The organism is Streptacidiphilus alkalitolerans, from assembly GCF_042511045.1.
In the GTDB taxonomy this organism is placed as follows: Bacteria; Actinomycetota; Actinomycetes; order Streptomycetales; family Streptomycetaceae; genus Streptacidiphilus; species Streptacidiphilus alkalitolerans.
Genome location: NZ_JBHEZX010000010.1, coordinates 24,792 through 37,250, shown reverse-complemented (window position 1 = coordinate 37,250; position 12,459 = coordinate 24,792). Strand labels below are relative to the sequence as shown.

The 12,459-nt window shown below is 72.5% G+C and carries 12 protein-coding genes; 2 read left to right on the top strand and 10 right to left on the bottom strand.

All coding sequences use genetic code 11. The annotated features are described in order from the left end of the window. Window positions 1-40: 40 nt before the first annotated feature. The 4 genes from ACEZDG_RS22510 to ACEZDG_RS22495 form a co-directional block, all read right to left on the bottom strand. Window positions 41-361, bottom strand: a complete 321-nt coding sequence (locus tag ACEZDG_RS22510) for a hypothetical protein (RefSeq protein WP_380512427.1) — start codon at window positions 359-361, stop codon at window positions 41-43. A gap of 38 nt (window positions 362-399) precedes the next feature. Continuing rightward, entirely contained in the window at window positions 400-750 is a 351-nt protein-coding gene (locus ACEZDG_RS22505) for a WhiB family transcriptional regulator (RefSeq protein WP_380512425.1), read from the bottom strand. Between the two features lie 135 nt (window positions 751-885). Next, window positions 886-1,218: a hypothetical protein gene (locus ACEZDG_RS22500; RefSeq protein WP_380512423.1), complete on the bottom strand. Its 333-nt coding sequence runs from the start codon at window positions 1,216-1,218 to the stop codon at window positions 886-888. Between the two features lie 165 nt (window positions 1,219-1,383). Next, window positions 1,384-3,654: an ATP-dependent DNA helicase UvrD2 gene (locus tag ACEZDG_RS22495; RefSeq protein ID WP_380512421.1), complete on the bottom strand. Its 2,271-nt coding sequence runs from the start codon at window positions 3,652-3,654 to the stop codon at window positions 1,384-1,386. A 176-nt stretch (window positions 3,655-3,830) separates the two neighbouring features. Between ACEZDG_RS22495 and ACEZDG_RS22490 the strand changes: the two genes are divergently transcribed. Continuing rightward, on the top strand, window positions 3,831-4,085 hold the full coding sequence (locus tag ACEZDG_RS22490) for a mycoredoxin (RefSeq protein ID WP_380512419.1): 255 nt from the start codon (window positions 3,831-3,833) through the stop codon (window positions 4,083-4,085). 74 nt (window positions 4,086-4,159) lie between these two features. Here ACEZDG_RS22490 and ACEZDG_RS22485 read toward each other — a convergent pair whose 3' ends face one another. Next, complete coding sequence (locus ACEZDG_RS22485) at window positions 4,160-4,942, bottom strand: GntR family transcriptional regulator (RefSeq protein ID WP_380512418.1); 783 nt, start codon at window positions 4,940-4,942, stop codon at window positions 4,160-4,162. 204 nt (window positions 4,943-5,146) lie between these two features. Between ACEZDG_RS22485 and ACEZDG_RS22480 the strand changes: the two genes are divergently transcribed. Beyond that, window positions 5,147-5,653: an ATP-binding protein gene (locus tag ACEZDG_RS22480; protein ID WP_380512416.1), complete on the top strand. Its 507-nt coding sequence runs from the start codon at window positions 5,147-5,149 to the stop codon at window positions 5,651-5,653. A 63-nt stretch (window positions 5,654-5,716) separates the two neighbouring features. Here ACEZDG_RS22480 and nudC read toward each other — a convergent pair whose 3' ends face one another. The 5 genes from nudC to ACEZDG_RS22455 all read right to left on the bottom strand — a co-directional run bounded on the left by nudC (window position 5,717) and on the right by ACEZDG_RS22455 (window position 12,379). Beyond that, window positions 5,717-6,679: an NAD(+) diphosphatase gene (gene nudC / locus ACEZDG_RS22475; protein WP_380512823.1), complete on the bottom strand. Its 963-nt coding sequence runs from the start codon at window positions 6,677-6,679 to the stop codon at window positions 5,717-5,719. A gap of 2 nt (window positions 6,680-6,681) precedes the next feature. After that, window positions 6,682-8,103, bottom strand: coding sequence for a dipeptidase (locus tag ACEZDG_RS22470; RefSeq protein WP_380512414.1), 1,422 nt, complete (start codon window positions 8,101-8,103; stop codon window positions 6,682-6,684). Window positions 8,104-8,175: 72 nt separating this feature from the next. Continuing rightward, window positions 8,176-11,025 carry an FtsX-like permease family protein gene (locus ACEZDG_RS22465; RefSeq protein WP_380512412.1) on the bottom strand — a complete coding sequence of 950 codons (2,850 nt, stop codon included), beginning with the start codon at window positions 11,023-11,025 and terminating at the stop codon, window positions 8,176-8,178. Beyond that, window positions 11,022-11,783 carry an ABC transporter ATP-binding protein gene (locus ACEZDG_RS22460; protein WP_380512410.1) on the bottom strand — a complete coding sequence of 254 codons (762 nt, stop codon included), beginning with the start codon at window positions 11,781-11,783 and terminating at the stop codon, window positions 11,022-11,024. The genes ACEZDG_RS22465 and ACEZDG_RS22460 overlap by 4 nt, the downstream gene beginning before the upstream one ends. Then, window positions 11,783-12,379: a PadR family transcriptional regulator gene (locus ACEZDG_RS22455; protein WP_380512407.1), complete on the bottom strand. Its 597-nt coding sequence runs from the start codon at window positions 12,377-12,379 to the stop codon at window positions 11,783-11,785. Before ACEZDG_RS22455 ends, ACEZDG_RS22460 begins: the two co-directional genes overlap by 1 nt. Window positions 12,380-12,459 lie beyond the last annotated feature (80 nt).

The window sequence follows — 12,459 nt, the reverse complement described above, 5'->3', positions numbered from 1 at the left end:
GGTTCCGGGCCTGCTCAGATGTGATGTGTGTACGTGTTCGTTACTGCATGACCACGGTGGCGAGCGCCTTGCGCGCGCGCAGGGTCATTCGCTCGGCCTTGCTCTTGAGCCGGAGCGCACGGATGAGCCGTTCGTGCTCCGCCTCCTGCAGGCGTTCTTGCATATGGACACGGGCCAGGGCTTCGGGCATGAGTTGCATGTGGAGGCTCCTACTGGGGTTGCTCGCGGCTTCGGTACCGCGGCTGGTTTCGGGGGTGCTGGTGGTGAGGGACATCAGGGCCTGCTTGTCGGACGAGGGATCGATGGACGGATGGAAGGCTGCGTTCGCGGCCCGGTCGGTCTCGGCTGCGGCTTCCCGCACGGACCGGAGGAGAGCGTTCGCCGGGCTGTGCCTGGCGGTCATGCGACGACCTCGTTCTTGCGCGGACGGCCACGGGGCCGCTTCCGGGCGACAACGACACCCTGGACGAAGAGCTCCCCGCCCCAGACGCCCCAGGGCTCCCGGCGCTCGAGCGCGCCCTGCAGGCAGGACTCCTTGACCGGGCAGGTCCCGCAGAGGGACTTCGCGTACTCGACGTCGGCCGGGGTCTCGGCGAAGAAGACCTCGGGGTCGAGGGCACGACAGGGGATGGGTGCGCCGAGGGTCTCGGCGTCGTCGTACGCGGTGATCTGCATAAGGGATACCTCCGGGGGGTGGGCCTGCTCGGTGGGTGGGGCGGGCGGGGCGGTCGGGCTGGGCGGGGCGGTCACCGATGACACGTTGTCCTCGTGCTCTCTCTGGGGTCCTGCTGGTCGTGGACTGGCTGCGCGTGGCTGCTGGGCAAAACAGAAGGGCCGCGATTCCCTGAACGGGATCCGCGGCCCTGGAGGCGATCTGACGCGTGGTCAGGTTCGTTCTCTCCAGGGTTCAGGACCGCGGAAGGTCCGCTCTGCGTGGTGCTGCGACTTCTTGCTGTTCTGCGCCAGGACCTGCTGGTGGTTTCCGGCACCCGCTGCATAGACGTAGCCACGATTGGCTCCGACTGCTGCTACGAGTGCCGACGGGTCGCTCGGGATGCCGGCACCTCGCGTGATCGTCCACAGGGCGGACAGATCGCTGCCTTCGAGGCCACCGAAACCGGGGATGGCGGGGGCGACAAAGGACAGAGCGGCGGCGGGCATGCCGAAGCAGGCGGCGGTCATGGGCCGACCAGTCGTTTTGATCAGGGTTGTCTTCACAATGTCCGCCTCCTCTCGGCGTGCTCGGAACCCGGCGAACCGGGAGCCTCAATGGTCAGTTGTCTTGGTGGTGCGGGTGTGACTGGTGGTGCTGGTGGGGCGGCGACGGCCTCGTTTCCTTGACCGTCTCCGGCACGCTAGTGTGCCGCCCGCTGCGGGCGCAAACTATTTTTCCAATGAGTTCTCAGGAACGCCGTGCTCGTCCCAGTCGTCCGGAATGTCGTCCGATTCGCCCGGATCGGAGTCGGCAGGAGACTCACCACGACACAACGACAGCACGGCGCTCCCGTACTTGTCCAGCTTCGCCCGGCCGACTCCGGCGATTCCAGCCAGTTCGGCGACCGAACCGGGGGCGTCCTCGGCGATGGCGACCAGGGTGGCGTCGGTGAAGACGCAGTAGGCCGGCAGGCTCTGCGCCTTGGCCTGGCCGCCGCGCCAGTCCCGGAGCCGCTCGTAGAGGCCCTCGTCCATGTGCGAGGGGCAGCTCTCGCAGCGGCGCAGCTTGCGCTCCACCGCCTCGGTGAGCACCCGGTCGCAGACCCGGCACTTCAGCGGCGCCTTGGCCCGGCTCCGGCCGCCCACTGCGGACCCGGCTCCGGCTCCGGTGCTCCGGCTGCCGCCGCCGACCCCGCGTCCCGGCGTCGAGGAGCCCGGGCGCAGCCCGTCCAGGAAGCGGGAGGGCCGGCGGGACGCCCGGCCGCCGGGAGAGCGGGAGAGCGCCCAGGACAGGGTCAGCCAGGCCCGGGCCCGGGTCACCCCGACGTAGAGCAGCCGGCGCTCCTCCTCGATCTGCTCGTCGGTCTTGGCATAGGTGATCGGCAGCATCCCCTCGGTGAGGCCGACCAGGAAGACCGCGTCCCACTCCAGGCCCTTGGCGGAGTGCAGTGAGGCGAGGGTGACCCCCTCGACCACCGGGGCGTGCTGGGCGGCGGCGCGGGCGCCGAGCTCGGCGACATAGGCGGCGAGGCCGGCCGGCAGCCCGGCGGCCCGCTGCCCGGCCTCGAACTCCTCGGCCAGCCGGACCAGCGCCGCCAGCGACTCCCAGCGTTCGCGGACCGCGCCGCCGCCGGCCGGCGGCTGGACGCTGAAGCCCTCGGTCGACAGCACCGCGCGGACCTGTCCGGCCAGGCCCTCCGGCGCCTGGTCCAGCATCGGGTCGCTGCTGCCGCGGGCCGCGCCGCGCAGCAGGGTCACCGCGTTGCCGACCTCGCGGCGCTCGAAGAAGCGCTCGGCGCCCTTCAGCTGGTAGGCGATGCCGAGGTCGGCCAGGGCCTGCTCGTAGACCGCGGACTGGCCGTTGGTGCGGAACAGCACCGCGATCTCGCTGGCCCGGACGCCGGAGGAGAGCAGCGCCTGGATCCGCTTGGCGGTGCCCTCGGCCTCGGTCGGCTCGTCCTGGTACTCGGTGTAGGCCGGGTCGGGGCCCGGCTCGCGCTGGGAGACCAGTTCCAGCCGGTGCTGTGCGGCCTGGCCGCGGGCCTGGGCCAGCAGGCCGTTGGCGAGGTGCACCACCTGCGGGGTGGAGCGGTAGTCGCGGACCAGCTTCACCACCGTGGCGTCCGGGTGCTTCAGCCGGAAGTCCAGCAGGTAGGAGGGGGTGGCCCCGGTGAAGGAGTAGATGGTCTGGCTGGCGTCGCCGACCACGCAGAGGCTGGAGCGCGGGCCGAGCCAGAGGTCGAGCAGCCGCTGCTGCAGCGGCGAGACGTCCTGGTACTCGTCCACCACGAAGTGCTGGTACTGGGCCCTGACCTGGTCGGCGACCTCGGCCCGGTCCTCCAGCACGCCCACCGCGAGCAGCAGCACGTCCTCGAAGTCGATCACCCCGCGGTCGCGCTTGAGCTCCTCGTAGACCTTGTAGACCTGGCGGATCTCGGCCGGATCCCGCGGGGCCTCGCGGCCGGCCTTGCGGACCGCGGCGGGGTAGTCCTCGGGGACGGTCTGGGTGACCTTGGCCCACTCGATCTCGCCGGTGAGGTCCCGCAGTTCGGTGCGCTCCACCCGGAGCCGGCAGCGGGCGGCGGCCTCGGCCACCAGCTGGATCTTGCGCTCCACCAGCCGCGGCAGCTCGCCGCCGACCACCCGCGGCCAGAAGTACTGGAGCTGGCGCAGCGCCGCCGAGTGGAAGGTCCTGGCCTGGACCCCCTCGGCGCCGAGCTGGCGCAGCCGCCCGCGCATCTCCCCGGCCGCCCGGGCGGTGAAGGTGACCGCGAGCACCCGCTGCGGCTGCATCACGCCGCTGCGGACGCCGTAGGCGATCCGGTGGGTGATGGCCCTGGTCTTGCCGGTCCCCGCGCCCGCGAGGACGCAGACGGGGCCGCTGAGGGCGGTGGCGACGGCGCGCTGCTCCGGGTCCAGACCGGCGAGCACGGCGTCGGCGTCGCCGTGGCGGGTGACGTCGCTGGGGAGGGGCTGGGCGCCCGGGAGCTGAGCCTGCATGGGCCCATCCTCTCAAGCCCGGCCGCCGGCCCGGCACCGTTGTCCACAGCTCCGGTGTGTAGATATACCTCTCGTGCGCCTCCCGCCCGCTGCCCGTACGCCTACGGAATTCCGTGGCACGGCCAGGCGTTGCAGCAGTGCCCACCGGACCGGACCGACCCAAGGAGAGATCCTCGATGCCCGCCACGATCACGATGTACAGCACCACCTGGTGCGGTTACTGCCGTCGGCTGAAGTCCCAGCTGGACCGCGAGGGGATCGGCTACGCCGAGGTCAACATCGAGGAGGACCCGGCGTCGGCCGCGTTCGTCGAGAAGGTCAACGGCGGCAACCAGGTGGTGCCGACGGTGCTGGTGGTCCCCGAGGGCGGCGAGCAGGTCGTGATGACCAACCCGAGCCTGGCCCAGGTGAAGAAGGCCGCCGGCGTCTGACGTACGGCACCCGAAGCAAATGAAATGCCCCCACGGACACATTCGTTCCGATGGGGGCATTTTCTGTCAGGAATTCATTCCTTCCGTTCACCGAGGCTGTAGACCAGTCGATTGCGGTCCGCGCAGTAGCGGGTCTCGGTGACCCGGATCGGGCCTTTCCCGGTGAATCCGGTGCGCAGCTGGACCAGCAGCGGGACACCCGGCCCGGCCTGGAACCACTGCGCCTCCTCGGGGTTCGGCATCCGCGCGGCCAGCTCGTCCACGCAGCCGATCTCCACGTGCCCGGCCGCCCCGAGCGCGACCTCGTCGCCGCCGGCCACCGGGTCGGGGTCCATCAGCGCGGTGCTGGCCGCCAGCGCCACCGGGTAGTGGCTCTCCTCGATGGACCAGGGCTCGCCGTCCATGTGCCGCAGCACCCGACGCAGCACAACGGCCTCACCTGCGGCGATGCGCAGCCGGTCGGTGATGTCGGTGGTCGCTCGTACGATCAGCATCTGGAAGTCCGCGGTGAGCTTCCGGCCCGCCCGTTCCGCTTCCCGGGCGTACGAGAGCGACGGAGGGGTGAGCGGTGTCGCCGCGGCGCCGGCCGCCGGGGACAGGTAGGCGTGGTGGTCCAGGACCGGGTGGTCCTTGAGATAGGTCCCCTTGCCCTGGACCCGGACCAGAAGCCCCTCATTGACCAGCACATCGACCGCAAGTCGGACAGTATTACGAGCGACACCGTATTGGCTTTCCAGCTCGCTCTCGACCGGCAGGGCCTCGCCAGCCTGCCATTCACCTGCCATGATCCGACGACGAAGATCCGCGGCCAGTCGCTGGTATTTGGGGGCCTGACCCGGGCCACGAGAAATGTTCACCAGGTGAATGTAGCCATTTCACTTGCGCGGCATCCGAGAAACCAGCCAACATAAGTCAAGATTGGAGCAATCCCAACTATTCCAACCACTTGCGTGCTAACGCTTTCCATGCCCTGAATGCAGCAATGCCGTTGCCGTCGCCCCGGAGGCGGCCGCAGCGGTAGACCCGTACGTCAGCCATCTCGCACGGCCGGAGCAGCCACGATGAACAACCGGAGAGCCTGGGCCGCGATCGCCTCCTTCCCCCCGGACCCGCAGAACGTCCGCCACGCCCGGCGGATCACCAGGACCGCGCTGGCGGCCTGGGGCGCGCCCGACCTCATCGACAGTGCGGAGATGCTGGTCTCCGAGCTGGTCACCAACGCCCTGCTGTACGGCCGCGGGCCGGTCGACCTGACCCTGGCCCTGACCGGCCGGAGCCTGCGGATCGCGGTCACCGACGAGGGCACCTCGCTGCCCGTGCCGAAGGAGGCCGGGGCGGACGCCCAGGGCGGACGCGGCCTGGCCATCGTCGAGCTGCTCGCCGACAGCTGGGAGGTGGTGGTCCGGCTCACCGGGAAGACGGTGACCTGTGTGCTGACCCTCCAGCCGACCGCGCCCGACCCGCGCTGGAGCGGCACCGCCGAGGAGCAGGAGCTGGCGGCGGCCGAGCCGGTGGAGGTCGGGACACGCCGACGCCGTGTCCGCCCTTCGGGTGAACACGGCGCCTGAAGCACACAGGGGGCGCGCGACGCGCTCCCGCACCACCAGTCGTACGGCCGTGCCGTACGACGACTACCAGCGGGCGGACTCCGGCAGCGGGCCGCCGTACCAGAGTTCGACCAGTCGGCGGGCGATGGAGATCCCGGAGGGCGGCAGCACCTCGCCGCTCTCCATCCCGGCCCGCAGCTCCTCGCGGCTGAACCAGCGGGCCTCGGAGAGCTCCTCGCCGTCGACGGTGATCTCGGTCGCGCCCGCACGCCGGTCGGCCCGGGCCGTGAAGCCCAGCATCAGGCTGGACGGGAACGGCCAGGGCTGGCTGGCGACGTACTCGACCGTGGCCAGGTCGACCACGACGCCGGCCTCCTCGGCGACCTCACGGGCCACCGCCTGCTCCAGCGACTCCCCCGGCTCGACGAACCCGGCCAGGGTCGAGTAGCGCCCCTCCGGCCACAGCGCCTGACGGCCCAGCAGCGCCCGGTCCTGCTCGTCGGTGACCATCATGATCACCGCGGCGTCGGTCCGCGGGTAGTGCTCGTGCGCGCAGGAGGTGCAGCGCCGGACGTGGCCCGCCGCGGCCGGGACGGTGGGGTGCCCGCAGCGCGAGCAGAAGCGGTGCGAGCGGTGCCAGTTCTCCAGGGCCACCGCGTGCACCAGCAGCCCCGCGTCCCGGTCCTGGAGCAGTGCGCCGACCTCGCGCAGCCCGGCCGGACGGGCCTCCCCGTCCAGCCGACCCGGCAGCGAGGGCAGCGCCAGCGCGAAGTACGCGACCCCGTCCTCGCCGGTGCCGAGGAAGTAGCGCTCGCCGCCCTCCGGCGCCTCGAAGCTGGCCAGCAGCACCAGTTCGCTGCCCGCGGCGGTGTCCACCACGAAGGCCTGGCCCTCGGCCACCGCCAGCACCCGGGTGTCCGGGTGGCTCCAGGCGGCGGCCAGCCAGGGTTCGTCCTGCCGGTGCTCCGCCGCCCGGTCCACACCCGCGCGGGACAGCGCGAGCGGCGGGTACGGCACGGCGGGTTCCTGCGACTGCTGAGACTGCACGGTCACGCGCTACCCAACTCCCCGTTGTTCCAGTTCTCGGCCAGGTCGCCCCAGAGGTAGGCCGAGGTCTCCACGCCCTTGGCCAGCAGGTCGAGTTCGACCTTCTCGTTCACCGAGTGCCAGCCGTCCGACGGAACCGAGATACCCAGGAAGAGCACCGGCGCACCCAGCACGTCCTGCAGATCCGCCGCGGGCCCCGACCCGCCCTCGCGGGTGAAGAGGATCTTCTGTTCGAACGCCCGGCCCATCGAGCGGACCACCGACCGCAGCGCCGGGTGGTCCAGCGGGGTCAGGCAGGGCCGGGTGGTGCCGGTGAAGGTGATCCGGTGGCCGATCCCGGCCGGGAGCACCGAGGCCACCCAGTCGGTCACCGCCTGGCGGACCTTGTCCACGTCCTGGCCCGCCACCAGCCGGAAGGACAGCTTGAGGTGCGCCGAGGACGGCACGATGGTCTTGCCGCCGGGCCCGGTGTAGCCGCCCCAGATGCCGTTGACCTCGGCGGTCGGCCTGGCCCAGATCCGCTCCAGGGTGCTGAAGCCCTGCTCGCCCAGGGTGGCCCCGGACTTGGCCACGCCCAGCCACTCGGCCTCGTCGAAGGGCAGCTCGGCGAACAGCTCCCGCTCCCGCTCGGTGAGTTCGACCACTCCGTCGTAGAAGCCGGGGACCGCCACCCGCCGGTCGGCGTCGTGCAGCTGCGCCACCAGCCGGGCCGCCTCGGTGGCCGGGTTGGGCACCGCGCCGCCGAAGGAGCCGGAGTGGATGTCCTGCGCGGGCCCGGTCAGGTCGATCTGCAGCTCCACCATGCCGCGCATACCGGTGCAGACGGTCGGGGTCTGCTCGGCCCACATGCCGGTGTCCGAGATCATCACCACATCCGCGGCCAGCCGGTCGGCGTGCTCGCGGATCAGCGCGCCGAAGTTCGGCGAACCGGACTCCTCCTCGCCCTCGATCAGCAGCTTGAGGTTGACGGCGGGCGCACTGCGGCCGGTCGCGGCCAGATGGGCCCGGACACCCAGGGTGTGGAAGAAGACCTGGCCCTTGTCGTCGGCCGCGCCGCGCGCGTACATCCGGCCGCCGGTCACCACCGGCTCGAACGGGTCGGTGGCCCAGCCGTCCTCGCGGGCGGCGGGCTGGACGTCGTGGTGGCCGTACACCAGTACGGTCGGCGCGGCGGGGTCGCCCGAGGGCCACTCGGCGAAGACGGCGGGCAGGCCGCCGTTCGCGGTCTCCCACACCTCGGCGACCGGGAAGCCGGTCGCCCGCAGCTTGTCGGCGAGCCACTCGGCGGAGCGGCGCACCTCCCCCGCCCGACCGGGGTCGGCGGAGACCGAAGGGATGCGAAGCCAGTCCGCGAGCTCGTCGAGGAAGGCAGGGCGGTGTTCGGCGATGAACTCGCGGACCGCGCTGTCCGGGGAAGTCGTCATGGTGACGACTCTAGTTCGAACCTGAACCGGGTCCCTCCGGCCCCCCGGCCGGAGGGACCCGGTTCAGGGCGTTCAGCCGGTACGGCGGGTCAGCACCACCCGGGAGCGGGTGAAACCTGCCGCCAGCAGCCAGGCCATCAGCGGCAGCCCGACCACGACCAGCGCCATGGTGCCCCAGGGCACGTCCAGCGGGGTGGTCGGCGCCCCGATGGAGACGCTGCCGTCCGAGGCCGAGTAGGTGGTGGCCATGGTGGAGGCGTGGACGCCCCACAGCGCCGCGGCCGGCACCAGTCCCGCCGCCGCGCCCAGGATCGCCCCCATGGTGGCGATCACCGCGCACTGGAACCCGGAGAGGGTGCGCCGGATCTTGGGCGCCGCCCCCACCGCGGCCAGGGTGGCCAGGTCGGCCTGGGAGTCCGCCGCCGCCAGTCCGGTGGCGATGCCGGCCGCCGCCACCGCGACCACCGAGGCGACCAGGGCGAGGATGATCGCGATCGCGCTGTTGGTGCCCTGGTAGCCGCGCTCCACGTTCACCGTGGCGTCGCCGATCCGGGTCACGGCCGCGGAGGCCCGCTGCTGGGCGGCGGAGTCCGTGGCCCGGTCCGGCAGCCAGACCGATCCGGCCGGCGCCGCCGTCAGCCCCAGCGCCCGGGCGGTGGCCGGGCTCATCAGGGCGCCGGGCGACCCCGCCACGGCGTGGTAGGACACCGCCGGGGCGTTGATCGTCCTGCTGCTGTCGGTCCCGGCGCCCCCGGAGGCCGGGGAGTTGCCGGTGACCTCGACGCTGAGCGCCACCTTGCCGTTCTCGACGTAGCGCGGGTCGGCCACCAGGACCTTGCCTGCCGCGAGGGCCGCGACGGCGGCCGGGTCGCTGCTCCCGCCCAGGTTGCGCAGCACCGTGGCGTCACCGGCGGCGACGGAGCCGAAGTACGAGTAGGAGACCGCGTACCGGTTCTGCCGGCAGCGGGGGTCGTCCTTGACCATGGCCCTGATCTCGGCGGAGCTGTACGTCTTCGCGGGACTGCCCTTGGCGTCCAGGGCGTCGATCGGGCAGACCCGGTCGGCCGGGAGCACCGTCCCGACATAGCCGCAGTCGTGGTCGCCCAGGCAGTCCGCGCCGGAGACGCCCACCGCGTAGACGTCACCGCGCGGGCCGAGCCCGGCGATGCTCTGCTCCACCGCGGCGCTCTGCCGCGCCAGGGCGCCGGTCCGGTCGGCGGTGCCGGAAACCACACCGTTCGTGGACTCCGGCTGCAGCACGACCGCGTTGCGCGGGGCCGACGCCTGGTACTCGGCCCGGTACTCGACGTCCGAGCTGCCCTGGTAGGCGGTCACCGCGATCGCCCCGGCGACCGCCGCCATCACCGCGGCGACAGCGGGCGCGGTACGCCCCCGGTGCCGGGTGGAGTCCCGCAGCGCCAGCCGCGGGCCGAGCGGCAGCCAGCGGCTCAACCGGCCGAACAGCCCGACCAGGAACGGGATGCAGGCGACCAGGCCGAGTTCGGCGATCATCGAGCCGCCCATGATGGCGGCGGTCTGGCCGCCGACGCTCGCGCCGAGCAGCGCCAGCGCGGTGCCCAGGACGACCACCAGCGCGCCGATCACGGTGAGCTTCTTGGACGGCGCCCTGACGTCGCCGCGGCCGGTCAGCGACGCCAGCACGTTCTGCCGGGACGCCTGCACCGCCGGGACGACCGCCGCGAGCAGCCCGGTGACCAGGCCCACGGCCACGATCCCGACCAGGTCGAGCGGTTGCAGGGTGAACCCCCCGAAGCGCTTGCCGACCAGGTCCTCCAGGGCGCCGCGGCCGATGGCGACGGCCGCCGCCGCCACCACGATGCCGATCAGCGCCCCGGTGGCGCCCAGCACCACACCGCCGCCGAGGACCACGTTGCGGATGTGGGAGCGGTTGCCGCCGGCCGCCGCGAGCAGCCCGAGCTGGCGCCGGGAGCGCCGCGCCCCGACCGCGAAGGCGGGTCCCGCCAGCAGCACGATCTCCAGCAGCGCCATCCCGACCACGGTGGCCACCACGGTCACCGCCTCGGAGTTGAGGCCGCCGCCCCCGCCCCCGTTCCCATTGGCGTAGTAGGGGACCTCGCTGTCCGGCGGCGGGTCGGCGAGCACCGCGCGGGAGGCGACGCTGAAGCCGAACAGGTTGGTCCGCTGGACGTCGGCCCAGCTGAAGGCCGCCCCGCCGGGGAGGGTGACCAGCCAGTCCCCGCTGTAGTTGTGGTCCGTGGACTGCTTGGGCAGCACCGAGGCCAGGTCCTGCGGCCGTCCGACCAGGCGGTCGCTCCTGAGGTCGTCGGGGAACTCGATCGCGGCGGTGATCGTCAGCGGCTGGGTGGAGCCGGACACGGTGGTGGTGCTGCCCAGGCGCAGACCGCTGTCGGAGAGGAACGCCGAGGTCGCCGCGACCTGGAAGGGAGCGTTCGGCAGCGTTCCCTGACGGAGCGTCACCATGCCCCGGAACACCGGGTCGGACAGGTCGAGGCCGGACACCTCGGCGTCGGTCACCCCGTACTTGGTGCTGACCCGGGTGAAGCTGCCCTGGTCGAACACGACGGTGCCGGCACCGGGCGGCAGCGCCTGCCTGAGCAGCTGGTCGACCGGCTGCCGGGTCCGCGCCTTCTGCTCCGCGGTCAGCTTCTGGTCGTCCTGGGAGGTGCCCTGGTCCGGGTCCGGGCCCTGCAGCAGCGGGACGCCGACCTCGTTGGCGCTGACGTACGCGACGGACGCGCCCATCCGCCGGTCGGCGGACTGCTGGGCGCTCAGCTCGGCGCTGCGGTAGGTGATGTCGGCGGTGGCGACCCCGAGCACCGGGACCGCGATCATGGCGATGACCAGGGCGCTGCGCCCCTTGGCGCGCAGCGCGTCGCGGCGGGCGATACGCAGGGCCACCCGCCAGGCGGCGAGCCTCACAGGGTGTCACCCCGGCCGCCGAGCAGGGCCCCGACCGGGGCCGGTCCGGTCTCGTCCACCAGCTTGCCGTCGCGCAGGAACACCACGCGGTCGGCCCAGCCGGCGTGGCCCGCCTCATGGGTGACCATCACGGCCGCGGCTCCGGCGTCGCAGCGGGCGCGCAGCACCGCGAGCACGGCCTCGCCGGTGCTGGAGTCCAGCGCGCCGGTGGGTTCGTCGGCGAGGACCAGCCTGCGGTCGCCGATCAGCGCGCGGGCGATCGCCACCCGCTGCTGCTGGCCGCCGGACATCTCGTCGGGGAAGCGGTCGGCGAGGTCGGCTATGCCGATCTCGGCGAGGGCGGCGAGCGCCTCGACCCGGGCCTTGCGGGCCGGCAGTCCGTCCAGCTCGCGCGGCAGGGAGACGTTCTCCGCCGCCGTCAGTGCCGGGATCAGGTTGAAGTCCTGGAACACATAGCCGATCGAACGCCGGCGCACCGCGGCCAGGCTCTTCCGTGAGAGCGCGCCCAGCTCCTGGCCCTCGACCAGCACCTGGCCCGAGCTGACCCCGTCCAGACCGCCGGCCAGGGTGAGCAGCGTGGACTTGCCGGAGCCGCTGGGGCCCATCACCGCGACGAACTCGCCCGGCAGTACCGCCAGGTCGACCCCGCTCAGCGCGTGCACCTGGGCGGCGCCCTGGCCGTGCACCCGGGACACCCCCCGCAGACGCAGGATCGCCCGGTCGGCGGCCTCCGTCCGCTGCTCCTCTGTGCTGCTCATCACTGCTGCTCCCCTCGTACGGCCGCCTTCGCGGCGGGTCTTGCGGCATGCCTGATCAGGCGGGTCTCGCAGTTGTTCAACCAGTGGATCTCGGCCTCGGCCTGGAAGATCAGCTGGTCCAGGACCAGCAGCCAGGCCAGGTCGTGGCTCTCCGCGGCCGGCCCCTCCACCGCCGCGAGGGCCCTGGCCTTGAGCCGGGTGCAGCCCTGGAGCGCGGCCATGGTGTGCGCCCGCTGGGCCTGGATCACCGCGGCGACGTCCACCTGGGAGTCCTCCAGGGCGCCCACGGTCACGGCCATGGCGAGCTTGATCGCGAGCTCGTCCCGCGGCGGGCTCTTCCGGTCCACCGGGGTGTCGAACCATTCCCGCAGCTCGATCCGCCCGGCGTCGGTGAGGGCGTAGAAGACATGGCCCTCGGCGTCCTCGCCGTGCGGCTTGACCAGGCCGTCCCGTTCCAGCCGACCGAGCGTGGTGTACACCTGGCCGACGTTCAGCGGCCAGGTCGCGCCGGTGCGGGCCTCGAACTCGGACCGCAGCTGGTAGCCGTAGCGCGGCCCCTGTTCGAGCAGCGCCAGCAGCCCGTGACGGATAGACATACTGAGTATGTATACCCGGTATGCAAGGGCTCTTCAAGCTCGGCTTTCCCCGGTACTGCCCGTTCATCCCGGCGCTATAG